Annotated in this window: 21 protein-coding genes; 11 read left to right on the forward strand and 10 right to left on the reverse strand. The window is 67.3% G+C overall.

Going from position 1 to position 20440, the window contains the following annotated elements; translation table 11 throughout:
• The first annotated feature begins 88 nt into the window (after positions 1 to 88).
• The 6 genes from MU558_RS16135 to MU558_RS16160 all read left to right on the forward strand — a co-directional run bounded on the left by MU558_RS16135 (position 89) and on the right by MU558_RS16160 (position 5614).
• A complete protein-coding gene (locus MU558_RS16135; protein ID WP_246968906.1) occupies positions 89 to 601 on the forward strand; it encodes a GNAT family N-acetyltransferase in 513 nt (170 codons plus the stop codon).
• Positions 602 to 770: 169 nt separating this feature from the next.
• The gene (locus tag MU558_RS16140; protein WP_246968909.1) at positions 771 to 2021 is read left to right on the forward strand and encodes an MFS transporter; all 1251 of its coding nucleotides are present in this window, start codon (positions 771 to 773) and stop codon (positions 2019 to 2021) included.
• 124 nt (positions 2022 to 2145) lie between these two features.
• Positions 2146 to 2277 (forward strand): rubrerythrin-like domain-containing protein, encoded by a 132-nt coding sequence (locus tag MU558_RS16145; protein WP_246968925.1) that lies wholly within the window; start codon positions 2146 to 2148, stop codon positions 2275 to 2277.
• A gap of 100 nt (positions 2278 to 2377) precedes the next feature.
• The gene (locus tag MU558_RS16150) at positions 2378 to 3727 is read left to right on the forward strand and encodes an MmgE/PrpD family protein (protein ID WP_246968928.1); all 1350 of its coding nucleotides are present in this window, start codon (positions 2378 to 2380) and stop codon (positions 3725 to 3727) included.
• A gap of 120 nt (positions 3728 to 3847) precedes the next feature.
• The gene (locus MU558_RS16155) at positions 3848 to 5146 is read left to right on the forward strand and encodes an outer membrane protein assembly factor BamB family protein (RefSeq protein WP_246968931.1); all 1299 of its coding nucleotides are present in this window, start codon (positions 3848 to 3850) and stop codon (positions 5144 to 5146) included.
• A 102-nt stretch (positions 5147 to 5248) separates the two neighbouring features.
• Positions 5249 to 5614, forward strand: a complete 366-nt coding sequence (locus MU558_RS16160; protein ID WP_246968934.1) for a cupin domain-containing protein — start codon at positions 5249 to 5251, stop codon at positions 5612 to 5614.
• Positions 5615 to 5643: 29 nt separating this feature from the next.
• On the opposite strand, the gene MU558_RS16165 is transcribed toward MU558_RS16160, so the two are convergent.
• The 4 genes from MU558_RS16165 to MU558_RS16180 form a co-directional block, all read right to left on the reverse strand.
• Positions 5644 to 9093, reverse strand: a complete 3450-nt coding sequence (locus MU558_RS16165) for a disk-shape morphogenesis protein volactin (RefSeq protein ID WP_246968937.1) — start codon at positions 9091 to 9093, stop codon at positions 5644 to 5646.
• A 91-nt stretch (positions 9094 to 9184) separates the two neighbouring features.
• Positions 9185 to 9445 carry a hypothetical protein gene (locus MU558_RS16170; RefSeq protein ID WP_246968940.1) on the reverse strand — a complete coding sequence of 87 codons (261 nt, stop codon included), beginning with the start codon at positions 9443 to 9445 and terminating at the stop codon, positions 9185 to 9187.
• 218 nt (positions 9446 to 9663) lie between these two features.
• Complete coding sequence (locus MU558_RS16175; RefSeq protein ID WP_246968943.1) at positions 9664 to 10491, reverse strand: MOSC domain-containing protein; 828 nt, start codon at positions 10489 to 10491, stop codon at positions 9664 to 9666.
• Positions 10492 to 10561: 70 nt separating this feature from the next.
• Positions 10562 to 10885, reverse strand: a complete 324-nt coding sequence (locus MU558_RS16180) for an EthD family reductase (protein ID WP_246968946.1) — start codon at positions 10883 to 10885, stop codon at positions 10562 to 10564.
• Between the two features lie 257 nt (positions 10886 to 11142).
• On the opposite strand from MU558_RS16180, the gene MU558_RS16185 reads away from it, so the two are divergent.
• Together MU558_RS16185 and MU558_RS16190 are read left to right on the forward strand one after the other, a co-directional pair.
• The gene (locus MU558_RS16185) at positions 11143 to 12654 is read left to right on the forward strand and encodes a phosphoenolpyruvate carboxykinase (ATP) (protein WP_246968949.1); all 1512 of its coding nucleotides are present in this window, start codon (positions 11143 to 11145) and stop codon (positions 12652 to 12654) included.
• A 127-nt stretch (positions 12655 to 12781) separates the two neighbouring features.
• Positions 12782 to 13918, forward strand: a complete 1137-nt coding sequence (locus MU558_RS16190; RefSeq protein ID WP_246968952.1) for a M48 family metalloprotease — start codon at positions 12782 to 12784, stop codon at positions 13916 to 13918.
• Positions 13919 to 13978: 60 nt separating this feature from the next.
• Here the strand turns inward: MU558_RS16190 and MU558_RS16195 are convergent, their stop codons facing one another.
• Entirely contained in the window at positions 13979 to 14611 is a 633-nt protein-coding gene (locus tag MU558_RS16195) for a YbhB/YbcL family Raf kinase inhibitor-like protein (protein WP_246968957.1), read from the reverse strand.
• 202 nt (positions 14612 to 14813) lie between these two features.
• On the opposite strand from MU558_RS16195, the gene MU558_RS16200 reads away from it, so the two are divergent.
• The 3 genes from MU558_RS16200 (at position 14814) to MU558_RS16210 (ending at position 16016) form a co-directional block, all read left to right on the forward strand.
• A complete protein-coding gene (locus MU558_RS16200; protein WP_246968960.1) occupies positions 14814 to 14999 on the forward strand; it encodes an HEWD family protein in 186 nt (61 codons plus the stop codon).
• Positions 15000 to 15105: 106 nt separating this feature from the next.
• On the forward strand, positions 15106 to 15408 hold the full coding sequence (gene cutA, locus MU558_RS16205; RefSeq protein ID WP_246968963.1) for a divalent-cation tolerance protein CutA: 303 nt from the start codon (positions 15106 to 15108) through the stop codon (positions 15406 to 15408).
• A gap of 131 nt (positions 15409 to 15539) precedes the next feature.
• Complete coding sequence (locus MU558_RS16210) at positions 15540 to 16016, forward strand: 50S ribosomal protein L11 (RefSeq protein ID WP_246968967.1); 477 nt, start codon at positions 15540 to 15542, stop codon at positions 16014 to 16016.
• Between the two features lie 80 nt (positions 16017 to 16096).
• Here MU558_RS16210 and MU558_RS16215 read toward each other — a convergent pair whose 3' ends face one another.
• From MU558_RS16215 to MU558_RS16235, 5 genes are all read right to left on the reverse strand, one after another.
• On the reverse strand, positions 16097 to 16849 hold the full coding sequence (locus MU558_RS16215) for a hypothetical protein (protein ID WP_246968983.1): 753 nt from the start codon (positions 16847 to 16849) through the stop codon (positions 16097 to 16099).
• 16 nt (positions 16850 to 16865) lie between these two features.
• Positions 16866 to 17777: a class I SAM-dependent methyltransferase gene (locus MU558_RS16220; protein ID WP_246968986.1), complete on the reverse strand. Its 912-nt coding sequence runs from the start codon at positions 17775 to 17777 to the stop codon at positions 16866 to 16868.
• Positions 17774 to 18910: a glycosyltransferase family 4 protein gene (locus MU558_RS16225; protein ID WP_246968989.1), complete on the reverse strand. Its 1137-nt coding sequence runs from the start codon at positions 18908 to 18910 to the stop codon at positions 17774 to 17776. The genes MU558_RS16220 and MU558_RS16225 overlap by 4 nt, the downstream gene beginning before the upstream one ends.
• 5 nt (positions 18911 to 18915) lie before the next feature.
• The gene (locus MU558_RS16230) at positions 18916 to 19293 is read right to left on the reverse strand and encodes a 6-pyruvoyl trahydropterin synthase family protein (RefSeq protein ID WP_246968992.1); all 378 of its coding nucleotides are present in this window, start codon (positions 19291 to 19293) and stop codon (positions 18916 to 18918) included.
• A gap of 97 nt (positions 19294 to 19390) precedes the next feature.
• Complete coding sequence (locus tag MU558_RS16235) at positions 19391 to 20401, reverse strand: zinc-binding dehydrogenase (RefSeq protein ID WP_246968995.1); 1011 nt, start codon at positions 20399 to 20401, stop codon at positions 19391 to 19393.
• Positions 20402 to 20440 lie beyond the last annotated feature (39 nt).

A 20440-nucleotide genomic window follows, 5' to 3' on the forward strand; every position in this document is an offset into this window, starting at 1 on the left:
CGGCTGTCGCGCGACCGTCGGCGCGCGGCCGATCTCGGCGGGGGTCCCGTGGGAAAGACCGATTGCGATCGATATCGAACGACGTGGTATGCGATACCGTGAGACAACTCGAGACGACGTCGCGGCGATCGAACGGATCGCCCGCGCGTCGTGGGAGGCCGACTACCCCGACATTCTGAGCCGGGAGACGGCCGCCGACGAGGCAGTCGACGAGTGGTACGGTAGCGACGCGATCGAGCGAGAACTCAACGCGCCGGGGTCGATCCTGCTCGTCGCCGAGGCCGACGACGGCGACGACGGTCCCGTGGCGTTCGCACACGCCGTCGTCACCGGCGGCGAGGCGACGATCCTCCGGCTGTACGTCCACCCGGAGGCGCGGCGTGAGGGGATCGGCAAGGAACTGCTCGGACGGACGATCCGCGAAGCGTCCGACCGCGCGGCCGACCGGATCAGGGCGATGGTCCTCGCCGAGAACGACCTGGGGGACGCCTTCTACCGGACGGCAGGATTCGAATCCGTCGAGACGGGAGAGACGGTGATCGGCGGCGAGCGCTACGAGGAGACGACGTACGAGCTTCGGGACTGGGACGTCGAGGGGTGATACTACCGGACAACAGTCAGTGACTACTCGATCGCGTCTCGACGACTGTCGTCAGCGACGACAGCGTCTCGAGTGCGATCGATGGCTGAACCGTTTTGTCCGGCAGTATGAACACCGACGATCGATCGCAATCGGAGCATTCTCGTTTCCCCGTCGTCGTTTGACGGGCGTGAATCGAACGTCGCTTCCTGCTCGACCGTCACTGTTGACGCTTCGTCGACTCGGTCGATTCGACGCCCTGTTTCTGACGGCGTCGATCTGGTTTCTCGCGAAGTTCCTCCGCTACGCCTTTCCACCGCTTTTCGAACCGCTGCAGGCGACCTACGGCGTCTCGAACACCGTCCTCGGGACGGCGTTTACCGGCCTCATGCTCGTCTACGCGGTGATGCAGTTTCCGTCCGGACTGCTCGCGGATCGACTCGGATCGGTCACGGTGATCGTCGCTGGCGTGCTCGTCGCGACCCTGGCCGCGTTCGCCGTCGTGTTCGAGTCGCCGTTTCCGGTCCTCGTCGGTGCGATGCTCGTCATGGGTGCTGGAACGGGCGCACACAAGACCGTCGCCGTCCGCCTCCTCTCGCGTGCCTACCCCGCGCGAACGGGACGTGCACTCGGTATTCTCGACACGTTCGGCGCGTTCGGTGGCGTCGCCGCCCCCGCCGCAGTCGTCTTCTTCTCGAGTACCCCGTTGCTGTTCGACGCGGGCTGGCGAGCCCTGTTCTTCGTCGCCGGACTTGTCGGAATCGCGCTGGCGGTGGCGTTTGCCATCTGGGTCCCGAAACGGTTGCCCGACGAAACGACTGGAGCGCCGGGCGTCGACGCGGCGGCCGACACGGACTTCCGACGGTATCTCGAGTTGTTCCGCGAGTGGCGGTTCACCGTCTTCGTCGCCGCCACGGTGCTGTTCTCGTTTACCTACAACGGGTTCGTCGCGTTCGCGCCGCTGTATCTCACGCAAGCGGCGGAACTCGCCCCCGCAACCGCGAGTCTGCTCTACAGCGCGCTGTTCGCGGCGAGTCTCGTCCAGGTCGCGACCGGCGAACTGGGCGATCGGATCGGAACGTTGCCGGTCATCGTTTTCACGCTCGGACTGGCGTCGGTGGCGCTCGCTGCGCTCGTGTCGCTGACGGATACCGGGAATCCGCTGGTGTTCGGCGTCGCCCTCGTCGCGGTCGGCCTCGGCTCTCACGGCTTCCGGCCGGTCCGCGGCGCATACCTGATGTCGGCCGTCCCGCCATCTATCGCGGGCGGCAGCCTCGGCATCGTTCGGACGCTGTTGATGGGCGCGGGTGCCATCGCCCCGGCGATCGTCGGCTACCTCTCGGAGACCGTCGGCTTCCGGCCGGCGTTCTGGTTGCTCGCGACATCGGTCGCCGGGGCGACCGTCCTGGCCGCTGCGCTCTTGCTTACCGACCGATCCTGACCTCGAGTCTCGTCGACCTATCAGACCGACTATCTTTATGGCCATGCGTCGGGATGGCCCGCAACCGTCGTCGTAGCCTGGGATAGTGGAAATAGTTAACATACAACGGGACGAACGGTCGTACATGGGAGACGCCGTGAGACTCGAGTACGAGTGCGTCCGGTGTGGCTTCCGGCAGACGCCGGACGATGCACTCGTGAGTACCTGTCCACGATGCGGGGGCGAGATGCACAACGTGGTTCCGATCGACTCCTGACTCGCGGTCACACCGATCGCCGCCGCAGACAGTACCGTGAGCGTGACTGTCCGCTCGAGGCTGGAGAAGTTGTTTTTCGCCGTCCGTGGAAGCGACGACCATGACGTCGACGTTCGAACTCGCCTCGTTCGTCCAGGAAACCGACTACGACGACCTCTCGGACGACGTCCGCGACGCGCTGAAACGACGGGTACTCGACTCGGTCGGGATCGCGATCGCCGCCGAGGTCGCCGAGCCGCCCGAGGTCGTCTTTCGAACGGTGTCCGACCTCGAGGCGGACGGCCCCTGTACGCTGTGGGGACGAGACGCGGGAGCGTCGCCGGTCGGCGCGGCGACGCACAACACCGCCCTCGTGCGGTACCTCGACTACATGGACTCGTTTCTCGCGCCCGGCGAGACGCCCCATCCCAGCGACAACCTCGGGTCTATCCTCGCCGCCGGGGAGTACGCCGACCGCTCCGGCGCGCAACTGCTCGCGGGACTCGCGATCGCCTACGAGATCCAGGGTGAACTCGCCTGGAACGCGCCGGTTCGCGAGCGGGGCTTCGACCACGTCACTCACACCGTCGTCTCCGCCGCCGCGGGAGCGGCGAAACTCCTCGGACTCGACCGCGAGCAGACGCGAAACGCGATCGCCATCGCGGGGACGGGTCACAACGCCCTGCGCGTGACCCGGACCGAAGGGATCAACGAGTGGAAGGGTGTCGCGTCGGCCAACGCGGCGCGAAACGCCGTCTACGCGGCGATGCTCGCGAAAAACGGGATGGAGGGGCCGCGAAACCTCTTCGAGGGACAGAAGGGGTGGAAAGACGTGATCTCGGGACCGTTCGAACTCGAGTTGTCACCCGGCGAGCGCGTCCACGACGTGATGACCAAACGGTACGTCGCGGAGACCTACGCGCAGTCGGCCGTCGAGGGCGTCATCGAACTCGCCGAGAGCGAGGCCATCGATCCGGACGCCGTCGCCCAGATCCGCCTCGAGACGTTCGCTGGGGCGAAACTCATCATCGGCGGCGGCGAGGGGAGCCGTTACGAGGTCGACAGTCGAGCGCAGGCCGACCACTCGCTCCCCTACATGCTCGCGGTGGCGCTGATCGACCGCGAACTCGGCTTCGAGCAGTACGAACCAGAACGAATTCGCGCCGACGACGTCCAGCAGTTGCTCCGGACCGTCGAAGTGACCGAGGATCCGGAACTCACCGACCGCTTCGAGTCGGGCGAGATGCCCGCGGTCATCGACGTGACGATGGACGACGGGACCACGTTCCGCATCGAGAAAGATGCGTTCCACGGCCACCCGCGCAATCCGATCGGATGGGCGGACCTCGAGGAGAAGTTCGATCGAACCGCAGGCGAGTACCTGGACGAGACGCGACGCGACGAGATCGTCGAGACGATCAGGACGCTCGAAGAGCACGACGTGGCGGACCTGACGGAACTCCTCGCCTGATACTGCCGGACACCAGTCAGTACACTCGAGCGCGTCTCGGGGCCCGTCGCCGCTGGCGACGGTCGTTCGAGTGCGAGCGGTGACGAACATTGATACGTTCGTGGTGAGACGCCACAGACGATGCCCACGACTCCCTCCCCCTCTCGCCGCCGACTGCTACATGCTGCCGGCGCAACTGCGCTCTCACTGACGGCCGGCTGTCTCGGTTTCGACGAACTGCGATCCGGGACGTCGACGCCGATTCCCGACCACGACGGCTCCGCGCTGACCCAGACGATCCCCGACGGCGTCGTTCAGTTCCGTCACTCGCTCGAGCGCTGGGGGTACTACCCCGAGGAGACCGTACCCGACGCGGTCGAACGCGAGTGGCGAGTGCCCGAGGTCAACACCGGCGAGCACACGGCCGCGAAGGCGAGCTCCGTCCCACACCCCGACGGTGGCGTCGTTCTCCCCGGCGATACGGGACACGTGACCGCGCTCTTTGCCGACGGCGACGTTCGCTGGCGAGCCGAGACCGACATGGACGGACGGGGCGTCCACGGCACGCCCGCAATCGCCGACGGCCGGGTGTACGTCGGCGCGTACGACGGCGTCCTCTACGCCTTCGACGCGGCGACCGGCGACCGGGTGTGGAAGACGAAACTCGGCGGCTCGATCGGCTCGAGTCCACTCTACGCCGACGGGACGGTCTTCATGGCCGTCGAGTATTCCGACCCCGAGGGGAGTATCTTCGCCGTCGATGCCGACGACGGCACGATCCGCTGGGAAGACGAAGAGCGTCGGCCCACCGATCACCCACACTCGACGCCGGCGCTCGACCCCGCGGCCGAACGGCTGGTCGTCGGTGCGAACGACGGCGTCCTCTACGGGTGGGACGCCACCACGCTCGAACTGGCGTGGACGTTCGAGACGACGCCCGAGAACGGGACGAACGGCGAGATCAAGGGTCCCGTCGTGACCTACGACGGCGGAGCGTTCTTCGGTTCGTGGGACCGCCACGTCTACCGGGTCGACCTCGAGGACGGGACCGAAGACTGGTCGTTCGAAACCGGCGGGCTGTCGATGACCGGGCCGGCCGTCGATCCGACGCTTCACGCGGTGTTCGCCGGGAGTCACGACGGAACGCTCTACGCGTTCGACGCCGACACGGGTGAGGTGTACTGGCGATTCTCGACCGACGGTGCGCTCACCGGCTGTCCGGTCGTCTGTGCCGACCGGATCGTCTTCGGGTCGAAGGATCGGACACTCTACGCCGTCGACAAGCGGACCGGCGAGGAGGTCTGGCACGTCGACCACGATGGTGTGGTCACGAGCACGCCACGGGTCCACGACGGAGCGATTTACGTCGCCGAACGCGCGCCGAACCCGGAGGAGGGCGAGACGGACGGCGGCGGCTACAAGTACGTCCCGGCGGAGTGATACTGCTGGCAAAACGATTCACACGTCGATCGCACTCGAACGACCGTCGCCAGCGACGACGACAGTGCAGGTTTTTACCCTGCCCCGTCGAATCGGCTGGATATGTACTCACGTATCACGATCGACGAGGTCGAAGAGCGCGACGTCGACGACGAGCGACCGACGCTCCGGGCGATCGGTTACGAACTCCGCCCCGAGCAGATGCGCCCGAACGTCTGGGAGTACGAGGCTGGCGAGTCGAACGTCTCCCACCGACAGGACGAGCAGGAAGAACTCTACGTCGTCCTGGACGGTCGATTCGACGCCACGATCGAACACGACGGCGACCGAGAGGTCGTCGAGCTATCGCGTCACGACTGTCTCGTCGTCCCGCCGGAGTCCTGGCGACAACTCGAGGCTCGCGAGGAGAGCACACTCCTCGTCGTCGGCTCGCCGAACGTCAAAGACGACGGGATCGTCGACGAATGACGGCGTCGAGGGCGTGAGCCTGGCGACGGTTATCGATCCGACGCGAGATACGCGACGACGAGCAACAGCACGCCGAGCGCCGCGGCGACGACGCCGATCTGCGAACTCCCGGTGAGCGCGACCACGCCGCCGGAGACGACGCCAGCGCCACCGCCGCCGGCGAGCACCGGCGTCGCCAGTCCGTCGCCGTTCGATCGAACCGCCTCGAGATCCTCGCGGAGGTCGGCGATCGTTTCGACAGCCTGCTCGCGCTCGTCTTCCGCCGCCTCGAGCGCCGCGAGCCGATCGTCGAACGCCTCGAGGTCGGCGTCACTCGGTCCCTCGGCTGCCGTCTCGAGCGACGTCGAGAGGTCGTCGACGCGCGTCTCGAGGCTCGCGAGTGCCGCTGTGGAGGCCGCGTCGTCGATCGCGGGCTGCAGGTCGTCGACGTCCGACTCGAGTGTTGCCACGTCCGCCTCGACGGCGGCAACGCGATCCGCGTCGAGGGCGTCTTCCTCGAGGTCGCGAACCGTCGCCGACAGCTCGGAGAGGCGACGCTCGAGCGTCGCCAGGTCCGACTCGACGCTCTCGAGTGCGTCCTCGTCGTCGGCCGCCGCGAGTGACTCGAGGTCGCCTCGTACCGCCTCGAGCTCCGACTCGAGTTCGCCGAGACGCGTCTCGAGGCCGATCGTCCGGTCGTCGACCTCGTCGACGGCCGAACCGACCGCCTCGCGCCGCTCGCGTTCGTCTTCGAGTCCCGACTCGAGCGATTCGACCGACGTGTCGACGTCGGCCAGTCGGTCCGATGCCGACTCGAGATCGTCTCGTACGTCCTCGAGGTCCGTCTCGAGGCCTTCGACTGCTCGCTCGCTCGCGGCGGACTGCACTGCGGATTCGACCAACTCGAGGTCACCGCGGACGTCCTCGAGGTCGGTTGCCAGGTCGTCGAGTTGCGTTCCGAGGACGTCGACGTCGTCGTCGACCGCAGTCTCGAGTGACGATAGATCGGTGGTGAGGGCGTCGACGTCGTCGTCGACCGCAGTCTCGAGTGACGATAGATCGGTGGTGAGGGCGTCGACGTCGTCGTCGACCTCGTCGATAGCCGTCGACAGCGCCGCCGTCTCGGTTTCGAGGTCGGATTCGACCGCTTCGACGCGGTCGTCGAGCACCGCGACCGTCGTCTCGAGACGTTCGTGTTCGTCCTCGAGGTCGGTGAGCGCGTCGTTGGTTCGCTCGAGGTCGTCGCACACTGCCGCGAGTTGCGTCTCGCCCGCCGCCCTCGCCTCAACCGACGCGATCGTCTCCTCGAGATCTGCGAGGTCGTTCTCGAGCGACGTCGTCACGTCGTCGAGGTCGGTCTCGAACGACGCTTCGGTCTCGTCGACGCGGTCGTCGAGCGCGTCGAGTGCATCCGCGATCGTCTCGACGTCGGCCGCGAGCGACTCGAGGTCGCCGGCGTCAGCGGCCCGATTCCGGAGATTGGCTACCTCGCCTTCGAGGTCGTCGACGGTCGTCTCGAGGTCCACGACGCCGGTCTGCAGTCGGTCGATATCGTCTTCGACGCCGGCCTGCACCTGGTCGAGGTCGTCTGCGACGTCGGCCTCGAGCGCATCCACCTCGGCGCTCGTCGCGGCGTCGGCCGCGAGTTCGTCGAGCGCGTCGCGGACGTCCTCGAGGTCGCTCCCGACGGACGCGAATCGCGCCTGGAGATCGTCTGCGAGCGACGTAACTTCGTCGTCGACCGTCGACTCGAGGTCGTCGATCCGTTCGTCGACGTCGGCTTCGACGGCCTCGAAGCGGGCGTCCGTCCGCTCGGAGAGTTCCTCGATCCGGCCGGCGAGCCCCTCGACACGCGTGCGGATTCGCTCGAGACCGTCGTCGACCTGCTCGAGGTCGTCTTCGAGGGAGCCGAGGTCGTCCCGGACGTCCGCGAGGTCGGTCTCCGTCGCGGCGTCGGCCGCGAGGTCGGTCAGATCTGCCTCGAGGTCCTCGAGAGCCGTTTCGAGACCGTTCGTTCGTTCGGCGACCGTTTCGACGTCCGACTCGATCTCGTCGACGTCGGCCGCGAGGTCGGCTCGTTCGTCGGCAGCGGCGTCTTCGACCGTCGATACGTTCGCAGCGAGCCCGTCGAGGTCGTCCTCGAGTCCCGAGAGGGCGTCGCGTAGCTCCTCGAGTCCCGACTCGAGGGCCGCGACCTCGTCGGTCGTCGCGTGTGAGTCGGCGACGTCCTCGAGGTCGGCGGCGAACCGCTCGATCCGCTCGTCGAGGTCTTCGACCTCGTCGGCCGCGGCGGTGCGTCGCTCGACTTCCTCGAGGTCCTCGAAGAGGGCTTCGACCTCCTCGGTGACGGACTCGATCTCCTCGTCGCGGTTCGCGAGCCGGTCGAACAGCTGTTCGACGGCGTCGTCGCCGGGATCGGTCGGCTCCTCGTCTTCGAAGTCGAGTTCTCCCTCGTCGAACGACAGGCTCGCGTCCACGCCGGCTGCGTCGGCTCCCTCGTCGTCCGGCTCCGTCGACCAGGTGACGGCTTCGTAGGCGTCGACGTCGTCCCGTGCGGCCGCGAGTGCACCCCGAACGGGACTCTCCGCTGGTTCGTCCGCGAGCCTGGCACCGCGGATTGAAAACGGGAGCGTCGCCGCGTCGAACCGTCCGCCGAAGAGGAACTCGACTCCCTCGATCGCCTGGCCACCGCCGATGGCGACTGGGACGGCGATCCCGTGCTGGAGGTCTGCCTCTTCGGCTTCGTCGCGGATGGCGTCGATCAACTCCTCGGCGAGTGCGTCGTAGGCCCGCGCCAGCGCGCTCTCGACGCCACCGGCTGCAGCCTTCGGATCGAGCGCGAACTCCTCGAGCGTCGCGGCGACCGCCGATCGCGAGTGGTCCGTCTCCTCGGTTGCTCGATCGACGATCCACTCGCTCCCCTTCGCGAGCGAGAAGGCGAGCACGGGCACGCCGTAGTACGCGAGCGCGACGCTCGTCGCCTCCGCCTCGATGCAGACGCCGAGTCCGGTGAAGTTGTCCTCCGCGAGCTGGTCGTAGACGATCGCGAAGCCCTTGCTCACCGGTGTCGCGTCGAAGCCCTGTCGCTCGAGGATCTCCTCGAGCACGTCCCGGTGTCTTCGTGCCGGTTCTTCGGCGTCGAGTAGCGTTCCCGGCGTCGTGTAGCAGAGTCGGTTTCCCATCGCGTCGTCGAGGAGGTCCTCGAGGAGCGCCTCGAGTGCCGGTTCGGCGTACTCCTCGACCGCGAGAAAGCCATGCGAGAGCAGCGACTCGAGGTCGCCGCCGGTCGCGTCGGCCGCGACCGTCGCGTCGTCACCGAGTACGTACGTGGCGTCCTGGTCGTCGATCGAACGGAGGTCGGCGGGAGCGAGTCCGGCCGCCTCGAGGGTCGCGCCGTCGGTCGGAAGGACGACCGGCGATTCCGCGTCGACGGCGGGGCCGTCGAGGTCGTCCCTGGCCGATCGGAGAGCCCCCGTTCCGATGTCGAGGCCGTTTACCATGACCGCGGAGAAACGGGGGGCCCTATTGGTAGTTTGGCCCTGAGTACCAGAACTGAAAATCAGCCGACCCGGTCGAACGCGACGTCTGTGCTCAGGATTCGATCTTCTCGACGATCTGTTTCGCGTCCGATCGCGCCTCGTCCTCGTCGACCTCTTTCGGGATCAGAACGCTCTCTACCTCCCAGTCGTCGCCGTCTTTGACTTTCCCCGTCCGAACTTCGCTCCCCTCGCTGACCGACTCCGCCGCGTTCTTCGCCCAGTCCGGCGTCCGGATCTCGTCGAAGCGATCCGGAGCGCGGAATCGAACGTGGTGGTACTGGTCTTCGGTCTCGAGCTTTTGAACGTCGGTCATCGATCGCCCCTACGAAATCCGTGTGAAAGTAACGAACCCATGCGCTGGCAAGCGAACGAGCAGGCGTCTCCACGGGCGACCTCGAGGTCGCCGTCCCCGACGGGGCGGCGTACTACACGGCGACGGCGCTCGATGCCGAGACGCAGATGGTCGGGTGAATCGACAGCGAACGGACTCGATCGACGTCGGCGGCCGCACCGGCCGTGGTCGTGGTGACGTTACGACGATTCGGGGGCGTCGATCGGATCGCAGACGTCGACCGCGTCGCCAACCTCGAGTCGGTCGCCCCACGACGATTCGGGGACGTGCGTGTTGACCATCAGCCGGAAGTAGTGGTCGAACTGCGACTCGGTCGCCCACTCGGGTAAGGTGGCCTCCCGGCGCTCGACGAACGTCTCCTGGAATCCCGGGGTCGACTCGCCGGTGTCCGGATGCCGGGTCGGGACGACGCACCGCTGGCACGGGCTGTCGCCGTGGAATCGCACGTCGCCGATCTCGAACGGCACGACTCGTCCTGGATCGTCGTAGAGACGGTCCTCCCAGAACGCGGGGACCCCACCGATCTCGACGTTCGCGCGGAGCCGTCTGCGCATCTCTACGGCGTCGATCCCGTCGTACCACGAGGCGACCGCCTCGAGCGTCGCCGTGGCGACCACGGTCGGACCTGTCGCCCTCGTGTTGTCGGGAAACCCACCCTCGTCGTCGTGGACGAGTTCGACCGGGCGGTCGAAAAACGCAGAGAGCCACGAGTCGAGCGCGCCACGATCGTCTTCGAGGTGGAACGTCTGCGGGTCGACCATCGTCTGCCGGGCCCCGTCTCCGTCGTACTCGGAGAGTGCGACCGTCCCACGCTCGAGGTCGAATGCGGCCCGCAACCGGTGGATTCGCCGCTCTCGCTTGCCGTTTACGTACTCGCCGTCGGCATCGACGATTGCGTAGCGGCGATCCCACTCGAGGCCGCCGTTCTCGACGATCGTCGCCGATTCGACCGCCGCCGCGTCGAGTGACTTGATAGGGTAGACGAGGATCCGCTCGAGGTGAGCCATCGGCTCCCCGGAGGAAGCACTCGGTGAAAATCGTTCCGTCTCCAGCGGGGCTTGGCCGCGGTGGCCCCGATCACTCGGTCTCGTCGAGTTGGACCGTCTCCTCGACGACCAGCGTCGGCCCCTGTTCCGTGTCGACGAACTCGGCCGCGTCGGCCTGGACGGCCCGGCCGACCTCCGAGTCGAACGCCGCCGCGAGCGCGCTCGAGTCCTCGAAGTAGAGTTCGACGACGCCGTCGTAGCCGGCCTTCTCGGGGTCGCTTGGCACGGACGTCGTGTACTTGCGAAGCCCCGGCAGGTCGCGGGCGAGGTCGGCGTGGTCGCCGGTCCAGCGCTCGAGAAACTCTTCGTGGGTCAGTTCCTCCTTCCGGACGAGCAGGTTGACCAGTTTGATCACGTCGGTCGAACGATCTCCGGGTCGGCTTTTCGCTCTGTCGATTCGCCGTCCGGCCCGGCGGTCGGCGGCGTCACCTTCGCTACCGACCCCGTCATTGCGACGCGTCCGTACGGTGATCCAAAACTGATTACGGCACGCCTACCTCGATAGTCAGATCGGTTATACAGTGTCATACGAGGGTGTGAGACGCGTTATACTACCATATACACGCGCGGAGATCCTCTACGTTTATGCACCGGGATGATGCTTGCTCTAGTATGTCTGAAACCGGGACGGAACCCCGGCCGCTCACACGACGGCTTCCGGATCCAGAGACGGCGTCGAACATCGTCTACAATCCCTCGCTCGAGGAAATACGCGAGTTCGCGAGCGCGGACGAGACGACGACCGAGTACGGATCGCCGTCGTACGTCAGCGAGTTCCGATCACGGAGTGCCGACCGAACGAAAAACGCGATCGACGACGAGTTCACCGACGCCGACCGGCGTCTGCTCGAGGACGCGGCCGACGCCGCAGGTGAGCGCGAGATGCTCTGTGTCGACCGGCTCATGGGCCGCCACCCCGACGCGACGTTCTGCTGTCGGCTCTTCGTTCCGACGGAGTACGCTCGTATCGCGCTCGCGTGGGCCAACCTGTTCGAACCGACGGACGGTCGCGAACCCGACCTCGTGACCGTCCAGGACCCGGACTACGACGAGACGGCGATTCGCATCCTTCCCGAGGAGGGATTCACTGCGGTCCTCGGCAGCGACTACACCGGCGAGGCGAAGAAGTCGTTCCTGCGCCTGTTTATGTACCGCACGAAGCAACTCGGCGGGCTCGGCCTCCACGCCGGGAGCAAGCGCGTCCGCGTTCGCGACGGCGACGGCGACATGCGCATCGTCGGCCAGGTCTTCCTCGGCCTCTCGGCGACCGGCAAGTCGACGCTTACGTCCCACGGCCTCTGGCTCGACGATCCCGAAGACGCCGTCATGCTCCAGGACGACGTCTGTGCACTCCTGCCCGACGGGTCCGTCGCCGGGAGCGAGGGACAGGGGCTGTACATCAAGACGATCGGCCTCGAGGAAGACGAACAGCCGGCGCTCTACCAGGCGGCCACCGACGGGTCGGCCGTCCTCGAGAACGTCGCCGTCGACGACGACGGCACCGTCCACTTCGAGGAAAACCGGTACACCTCGAACTCCCGGGCCGTGATCCAGCGGTCGGAACTCGAGAGCGCCGACGACGAGATCGACCTCGACCGGGTCGACCAGGTCTTTTTCATCACGCGCAACCCACTGATGCCGCCGGTGGCGAAACTCGACGAGGAGGAAGCCGCAGTCGCGTTCATGCTCGGCGAGTCGATCGAGACGAGCGCGGGCGACCCCTCCCGCGCCGGCGAGTCGATCCGCGTCGTCGGCACCAACCCCTTCATCATCGGCTCGGAGGGCGAAGAAGGCAACCACTTCCGCGACCTCATCGCCGACCTCGAGGTCGACTGTTACGTCATCAACACTGGCTACCTCGGCGACGAGTCGAAAGACGTCGGCGTCACCGAGTCGGTGACGATCCTCACCGAACTCGCACGCGGCACCGTCGAGTGGACCGACGACGATCGCACCGGTCTGACGATCCCCGAGGGCGTCCCCGGACTCGACGTCGAGGAGTACTACGTCCCTGACCACGTCGACGACTACGAGGAGGCCGCCACCGCCCTCCGCGAGGAACGCCTCGAATACCTCGAGAAGTTCGACGACCTCGATCCGGAAATCAAAGACGCGACGTACTGACGGGCGCGCGCCCGCGACCGTCTCCGGTTGCGTGGACGTGGAGACGGTATCCTGTCTCGAGGATCAACAGTGTAGCCCGTTCGACAAATCGACACCGTCTTCTATCAATCGACGAGACAGTCGGCGTGTGCAACTGATCGAACGCGCCCTGAGTCTCCTCGCTCTCGCGTGCGTCGGGAGCGGCGTCTCGCTCGTCTACTACGGGTACGGACGGCTACTCGCACGTGGTGGCGACCGGACGCGTGCACTGGCCCGGCTTCGTCTGGCACTGAAAGTCGGACTACCCGTGACGTACGTCCTCGCGGTGATCACGATGACCGCGACCGGCTGGCTCGAGGTCGTCGACGCCGTCGTCGCGTGGGTTCCCCTCGGCGAGACGATCGTCGGTAACGTGCTCGCACTCGTTCTCCTGCTGGGGACGCCCGCACTGGCGGTGGTCGTCGCCTACCTCGGTGCGCTCCCAGTCGTGGTGGATCTCCGGAACCTCACGGTGTCCCCGACTCGCGTCGTCCTCTTGCTGGCGCGGTCAGTCGCCGGCCTCGTCGCGCTGTTCGTCGTCCTGTTGCTCGCGCTCGGTGCGGTCGTCGACCCGCTGCTTGCCACACTCCCGGCGGGCGTCGTCGTCCTGGTGGCGTCGGTCGGGATGGTCGTCTCGCTGCTGTGGGCGACGCCGCTCGTGGTTCGACTCCTGCAACCGACGCGACGGCCGGACGACGACGAGCGCGAGCGGATCGCCGCGCTCCTCGAGCGGACGGGTCTCGACGGTGTCGGCGTCCGAATCCTGCGAGCGAGCGACGCGAACCACGCGTTCGCCGTCCTCCGGGGACTTCCCCTCCCTCGACGCCACCTGTTCGTCACCGACTACTTGCTCGAGTGTGCCGACGACGACCGATTGCGTGCGCTGCTGGCACTCCAGGCCGGGCGGGCCCGGACGTTCCACCTCGAGAGTCGCCTCACGATCACGATCGGCCTGGTGCTCGGCGTGGTCGCGCCGACTCTCGAGTCACTCCCGGGGCGGTCGTGGCTCGTCTCGGTCGCTGCGGGAATCGTCGGCCTCGTCGCCCTCTGGCAGGGCCGACGGCTCGTCTACCGCGGCGACGCGTACGCGGCGAGTCGAGTCGGGACGGACGCTGTCGTGGACGCACTCGAGTGGCAGTGTGCGATCAACGATCGTCCACTGACGTGGTCACGTCGCCAGGAGATCGTTCGCATGGAGCCGTCGCCGGCGAGACGGATCGGACGACTCAGGGAGCGATCGGGATAGCGGGCCTCCTGGCCGGCGACGGCCGTCGCCCCTGGGCCGGACGTGAAATCGACGCGTCGGTCACCGTTCGTACGTCGCGGCGAGCGTCGTCGACGCCGTCGATTCGCCGTCGATCGCGTCGGTCGCCTCGTCGACCGTCGCGCCGCCCTCGAGGGCGAGTTCGGACTCGAGTGCATAGAGGGTAAACCGGTACCTGTGTGGCCCGTCGCCCTCCGGCGGGCACGGCCCCCGGTAGCCGACCTCGCCGAAGTCGTTCTCGCCCTGCCGTGCGCCCTCGAGGTCGGCGGGTTCCGGTTCGGTCGGGACCTCCCGCGGCACCTCGGTCGTCGACGGCGGGAGGTTCCAGAGCGTCCAGTGGGTGAACACGCCCGCCGGAGCGTCCGGATCGTCGACGACGATGGCGAGCGCCGCGGCGTCGTCCGGGACGCCGTCGACCTCGAGTTGCGGCGAGACGTCCGCACCGTCGCAGGTGTACTCGGTCGGGATCGATTCGCCGTCGTCGATGTCGGGTGCGTCGAGTTGCATGGTCGTGTCCTCGGGTGGTGTGTCGGCACTGCCACCGCCGTCGGTGGCGTTGCCGGTTTCGTCGTCGGTCGGTTGCTCGTCCTGATCGGCCTCCTCGTCGAGACAGCCGGCACAGCAGGCGCTCAGTCCAGCGAACAGCGTCGTAACGGTCCGTCGGCGCGTCGGCATGGCGTGTCTCCGTCGGACGAACGCCATCGTGGTGTGTCGGCAGGGGTCGCTCGAGTTCGTCTCCAGTTCGTCCAGTGACCGACTTCTACGCCATCGGCCTTGAGCGTCGGGGGTCGTCACTCGAGATCGCACGAGTGCGCCGTGGTGGCAGACCTTGCCGGACACGAACACGGTTATATGTGTCCAGTTCTCATACCCGATAATGAGCGCACAACTGAAGAAACCGACTGTACGCGAGTGCGAACGATGTGGCCGACGCGAGCGATGGGACGAAGAACTCGACGCCTGGCAACTCGTCCGCGAGGACGGCGAGAAGCTGACCGGGAATCCCCACTGCATCCACGAGTGGGACATCAACGGGACGTTCAATCCACTCGACGGCCACTGACGGCGACTCTGCGATCGATCGTCCGGCTACTCGACCGGCGACCGTAGCGGCGCACGGGTACGATCTCTCCACACGTTTTTCCTCGCGTCTCTCGTAGCCGACGACCATGCCGACGGTCTACATCACCGCGCCGATTCCCGCCGCGGACGACATCGTCGAGACGCTCCTCGAGGAACGACTCGCCGCCTGCGTCAACCACCTCCCGATCCGGTCGACCTACCGGTGGGAGGGTGAGGTCCACCGGGAGGAAGAGGCCCTCTTGCTGGTGAAGACGACCCACGACGCGTACGACGACCTCGTCGACCACGTCCAGGAGATCCACCCGCACGACGTCCCCTGTATCGAGCGATTCGACGAGGACGACGTCCTCGAGTCGTTCGCCGAGTGGCGCGACGACACCGTCGCGTAACTACAGTAACAACTGAAACGATTTACACGCTGCTCGCAGCGGTCGCCGACCGTCGTTCGAATCCGTCCGGTCGTCGATGACGACTGCCCGAAAAAGCAACCCTTAAAACTCGCGCGGGGATTCTATCGGGTATGGCTGGAACCATCGAAGTGCTCGTTCCGGGTGGCCAGGCCAACCCTGGCCCGCCGCTCGGTCCCGAGCTCGGACCGACGCCCGTCGACGTACAGGCGGTCGTCAACGACATCAACGAGCAGACCGCCGCCTTCGACGGCACCGAAGTGCCCGTCACCGTCGAGTACGAAGACGACGGTTCCTACGAGATCGACGTCGGCGTTCCGCCGACGGCCGCACTGATCAAAGACGAGGCTGGCTTCGAGACCGGCAGCGGCGAACCCCAGAAGGACTTCGTCGCCGACCTCTCGATCGACCAGGTCAAGACGATCGCCGAGCAGAAGCAGACCGACCTGCTCGCCTACGACACCAAGAACGCGGCCAAGGAGGTCGTCGGAACCTGCGCCTCGATGGGCGTCACCATCGAAGGCGAGAACGCACGCGAGTTCAAAGAGAAAGTCGACGCGGGCGAGTTCGACGACGTCCTCGTCGAGTAACGTCCGAGGCTCCGACCGACGGCGACCGGCGTTCGTTTTTCCTCTGTCGTTCTCTGGCAATGCGGGTACGGCAGACGCCATCAGACGACCAGCAACAACGCCGCGTAGCTCCCTGCACCGGCCGCGAACGCGCCGAACCGACTCTCGCGTTCGGCCGGCAGCTCTTCTTTGATGACGTTGAGGACGACGCCGCCGGCGAGAAAGGAGAGCGCGAGTGCGATTGCCGCCTCGTGGACGACGGTGAGATAACCGACGGCGGTGCCGACGAGGACGGAACCCGCGAGCAGCCAGCGCCCGACCCGGTGGTACGCGTCCCCGTAATGGCCCCGTAGTCCGTAGTCGTTGACGAGCATGTGTAGCCCCATCGCGGTCGCGTACAGGACGAGGCCGAGCGCGCCGGGAGCCTCTCGGTGGACGAGGAGGTAGCCGATGAGGGCGTTGTAGACGGCGAACGATCCTACGTGAATCCAGAATCGGGTGCGTTCGCTGCCGGCGTCGATGCGCCTTCCCCCCGCTCCCTTCCGACCGGAGGCCACGGCCGCGTACCGTTCGAGGCCGTAGAACGTGACGAAGCCGACCAGCGCGACGACGTAGACGTGTCGCTCGAGCAGCGTCACCGGGACGGCGAGCGTTTCGACCACCGTCCGCGCAGCCTCGCCAACCTCGGGAAGGAGGTGGACGAACACGTAGGCGACGGCCGCACCGCCGGCGACGGACAGCCACTGACTGCGGGGTACCTCGCCGAGGCGGCTCGCCCGGCCGGCGAACGCGTGAACGCCTGCGAGACATGTGGCGAGTACGGCGGGGAGGACGGAAAGCGTAGTCAGGTCCATGTCGAGTTTCGCGACGTTACGCGCGAGCGAGGACGTCGAGGTGGTGTGCCACGAGCACGAGTTCACCCCGCTCGAGCTGGTCGCGTCGCGTCTCGAGCCACTGCCGCCGGCTCGTGGCGTCGAGTTCGGTCTCGGGGTAGTCGGCCAGCGCCCCGTCGATCGTCTCGAGTAGAGACTCGAGAAACGTCGACTCGTCGTGTGGGTACGCGCCCTCGCGTGGTCTGACGATCCAGTCTGCGCCGCCGGCAGCGAGCACGTCGTATCCCGCGTCAGGTAGCGCGGTCAGCAGGTCGCGTCCTGCCTGGCTACTCCCCGGCTGGTCGCGAACCTCGTCCATGTGCCGGTGGTAGAGTCGCTCGACCCGTTCGTCGAGCGGATGGGGTGGCACGAACGTCGTCCCGCCGTCGAACGTGATCGGCGCGTACAGTAGTCCGTCGTCGGCCAGCTGCTCGCGCGCCGCCGAAAGCGCCGTCTCGAGGTCGACGACGTCGAGAAACGCCGCCGCGACGACGGCGTCTGCGGCAGTCTCCTCGCCGGTCACCGCGAGCGCGTCCCCGACCTCGAGGTGTACCTCGAGCCGTCGCTTCCCCGACCGGGCGAGCAGGCCGTCGTCGGATCGGCTCACCTCGTATCCCGCGTCCTCGAGCCACGCCGGAAGGTGCTCGCGGGCGTACGCGATGGTCTCCTCGTTGCGATCGATCGCCCGGTAGGAGACGCGATCCGGGAGGTGCCCCCACGACGCGAGGCGGGCGATCATCGTGCCGACGCCAGCACCGAACTCGACGATCCGAACCGGCTCGGCCGTCCCCGATCCGTCTCGCTGCCGCCTCGCGAGCCCGGTACTGAACTGCTCGAGAACGCGTCGGTTTAGTGCGCGGTCGTCGACGGTCCGCTTGCTCGCCAGGAACGCCTGGACAGCGTCGGTCACGGCGAGTCACCCGCCACCGTTCGCGTCCCTCTCGTCTCTCCGCTCGCGACGGACGCGTCGTCGCGATCGCGATCGGCTTCGACGCGCGTGCGAAGGAACGATCGCACTCGCGCCATCGTCTCGTCCCACTTCGGGCGGTCGGCCGCCGTCTCGAGCGCCGCCACGCCGAGTGATCCGAGACGGTCGCGGTCGCCGGCGAGTGCCTCGAGACGGCCGGCGATCCGACGGGGCCGGTCTGGCGAGACGAGGAACCCGTTTCGCCCGTCCGCAACGACCTCGCTGGCACCGCCGACGGCGCTCGCGATCGGAACGACGCCGTACTCCATCGCCTCGAGATAGACCATCCCGAACCCCTCGTGGCGGGCGGGTACGGCGAGGACGTGACTCCGTTCGAGGATCGCCTCGAGGTCGCTCGCAGGCACGTCGCCCGTGAACGCGACGCGGTCGGCGACTCCGAGCGCGACGGCACGATTCCGGACCGCTCGAGCGTACGCCGGGTCGGCGTCGTGGCTCCCGACGACGGTCAGTCGCCACCCGTACTCGCGGTCGACGCGAGCGAGCGCGGAGAGCAGCGTCGTCGCCCCCTTCCGCGGGATCAGGTTCCCCACGAACGCGACGCGAAGCGGACCGCGCTCTGCCCTGGCCGTCACCGCCTGCGGCGAGAGGGCCGCGTCGCCGACCCGGCCACCGGGCGGCGCGACCAGCGTCGGGACCGACGCGAGATCGGTCGTTCGATCGCGCGTGTGCCGACTCGGACAGATCGCGGCGTCGACACCCTCGAGGTACCGCCGCTCGATCGCTCGAGCGAGCGCGGGTAGTCGCGTCTGCTCGTCGGTACGCAGGTGGTGGACGACCGCGACGATCGAACCCGGCCGATCGAGTCGAGGATTGTGTCGCCACAGCGATGGGTGACACAGTTCGTCCTGTAACAGCACGTCGAACGGCCGATTCAGCCGCGAGCGAAGCGACCTCGAGAACGCGTCGGCGAGGTGTCGCGGGTAGGTCCGCCACGGCAACGCGAGCACCTCGACGTCGTCGCCACGCGCCCGGAGGAAGTCGACCAGCTTCCGGTCGTACCGAAATCCGCCGGAGGTCCGGTCGAGTCCGCCGTAGACGACGAGTCCGACGTGCATCGCCTCTAGAGCGCCCGCTCGTGGACGACGCGTGCGACGTCGTCCTCTCGCATGGCGACTCGGAGTTCCGTCGCCGTCTCCGGCTCGAGCGACTCGCACAGCCGATCGCCGAAGATCCGGGCGAAGTGCTCGACGCTCGGGTTCAACCCCTCGAACGCGGGCAGGTCGTTGAGCGTTTCGTCGCGATAGCGTTCGACGAGGTCGTCGATCGCTGCGTTCACGTCGTCGATGTCGACGAGGTAGCCGAACTCGTCGAGCCGTGGTCCTCGAAAGGTCGCCTCGACCGTGTAGTGGTGCGAGTGGAGGGTTCCTTCTGGGCCGGGATCCGGCACCGTCAGATAGTGCTGGGCGACGAACGATCGGGAGACGCCGACCGAGTACATACTCCCGCACACGGCAGCCAGCGTCTTAACGCCAAGGTGTCCCCTCACACGCTGATAGGTGACCGAGCGGCGTCGCTCGCGCTCGCACCGACGAGCGCTACTCGTAGGTCAACAGTACCTGGATCGCCTCGTCGGGTCGATCCTCGAGCAGCCGATACGCCTCGTCGGCCCGTTCGATCGGCAGTTCGTGGGTGAGCAGGTCCTCGAGGTCGAGTCGACGGAGCCACGACCAGGCGACGTCGTGGCGGCGCTCGCGAGACCACCGTCCCTCGTGTCGCGGCGCGATGGTGCTCACCTGGCTGCTCCGGACGGCGATCCGGTCGCGGTGAAATCGCCCACCGAGGTCGAGGTCGGCCGACTTCGTCCCGTACCAGGAGCCGACGATCACGCGGCCGTCGAAGCCGGTCGTCGCGACGGCGTCGTTCAGCGCGTCGGGATCGCCCGAAACCTCGTAGGTGAGGTCGGCGCGCCCGCCCGCGATCGACTCGATCCTCGTCGGGATGTCGTCTGCCGGATCGACCGCCCGATCAGCGCCGAACGTCTCGCCGACCGACCGCCGACGCTCGAGTCGATCGACCGTGACGAGCGTCTCGACCGGCGAGTGGGCCAGCAGCGCCGTCGTGAGGAGGCCGACGACGCCCTGTCCGAAGACGACCACCCGTTCACCGATCGCCGGCTGGCCGTCGAGGACGAGCGTGACCGCGGTCTCGGCGTTGGCAAACAGTGCGGCTGTCCGCGTCGAAATGCCGTCCGGAACCGGAACGAGCGTCTCTGGGTCGGCGACGAAGTGACTCTCGTGTGGATTGTACGCGAAGACGCGACGCTCGAGCCACTCGTCGTCGACGTCGGCTCCCGCGGCGGTGACCCGACCGACCGCGGCGTAGCCGTAGGTGAGTGGAAACGAGAGGTCGCCCTCGAGTGCGTCGATCGTCTCGTCGGAGGGGAGATCGGTCGGCGCTTCCCCGCGGTAGATCAGTCCCTCGGTGCCCGCGCTGACGGCCGAGACGTCGGTCTCGACGCGAACCTCCGACGGGCCGGGGTCCGGGACCGCCCGTCGTTCGACCTCGACGCTCTCGGGGCCGGTAAAGCGGAGTCTGCGAGCCGTCATCGGCCCTCGAGCCGCGAGGCGATCGGCCGTTCGCCGGTC

This window comes from Natribaculum luteum (assembly GCF_023008545.1).
In the GTDB taxonomy this organism is placed as follows: domain Archaea; phylum Halobacteriota; class Halobacteria; order Halobacteriales; family Natrialbaceae; genus Natribaculum; species Natribaculum luteum.